Origin of the sequence: Pseudoalteromonas sp. MMG012 (assembly GCF_018100875.1) — a bacterium.
Taxonomy (GTDB): Bacteria; Pseudomonadota; Gammaproteobacteria; order Enterobacterales; family Alteromonadaceae; genus Pseudoalteromonas; species Pseudoalteromonas aurantia.
In genome coordinates this window covers 1-1,051 of the sequence record NZ_JAGJEF010000197.1, presented here as the reverse complement: position 1 = coordinate 1,051, position 1,051 = coordinate 1, and the positions used below count along the sequence as shown (strand labels likewise).

At 39.3% G+C, this 1,051-nt stretch carries 1 tRNA gene; it reads left to right on the top strand.

What is annotated here, in order from left to right:
* The first annotated feature begins 938 nt into the window (after positions 1 to 938).
* Positions 939 to 1,014 (top strand) — tRNA-Ala (locus J8L97_RS22980).
* The last annotated feature ends 37 nt before the right edge of the window (positions 1,015 to 1,051 follow it).

Here is a 1,051-nt window from a genome sequence, read left to right as displayed (position 1 = left end):
TATCTAAATCAACAACGTTTGCTGCGTCATTGTGGGGCGCTATTATAGGGAGACTTGAAATAGAGTCAACACTTGAAGTTACAAAATTAGTTCATATGCGGTTTTTATCGCCAATTTTCTTTAGCTCTTCATTTATTACCTATAGGGAATTTATTTTTTAGTTGAATTGAGAAGGCGCTCAATGTTGCTGCAATATGGAGTATGCCATTAGCTTTGATGTGTTGTTTTTATAGCCATTTGTTGTAACTCTTGCTGATTAGGCAGGTGTTAATCTATAAGTTGGAAGTATTGAGCTTCATATGAATGAGCAGCATAGAGGTGCCAATGAGTAAGAATCACCTACGAGTAAAAGTTACACGGGGAGATCAACAAGAGGCACGCATAAATAGTGCAGTTTGTTACGGTGTCATTTTTTGAACTGAGTTGTGTAATAGCCGCCGTATTTGTTAATGGCTGGCGAACCACTTTACTTTGATGTTGGGAGTTAAATTGATTGTGGTTACGTGAATCGTGAAAGTATTCCTCTGAATCGGCATTCTCTATTTATGGTGGAGAGCTGGTTACCTATAGAAGTGGAATGGCTTCATAGGTGATAGAAGAGAGGGCTATGGGTACTTACGCATACTTTCATTGGCCAATGACTGTAAATAAAATGAATCAATCGGGTGCTTACTGTTGGATTATCATGTCAAATCACTCATATACTTATGATTGATTATTACTTGAGTGGACTATTGGTAGTTTTTTGAACAAAAACAAGGGTTTTAATTGAAACATGATGGTGGTGTGGTTATATTAGCACCAAGTTGGTGTTTTTTAGAACGCTCGATAAAAAGTTCCATGAAAACTGTTGACTTTGTTTGTGTGCCTGCATAGAATGCGGCCCGCACTCAGCGATACAGACACGAAAGATTAATCTTTCAAAGTTTGCTAGGTTTGGGGCTATAGCTCAGCTGGGAGAGCGCTTCGCTGGCAGCGAAGAGGTCTGCGGTTCGATCCCGCATAGCTCCACCAAATTATCATAGTGCATTGTCCTAGAGTACACATTTAA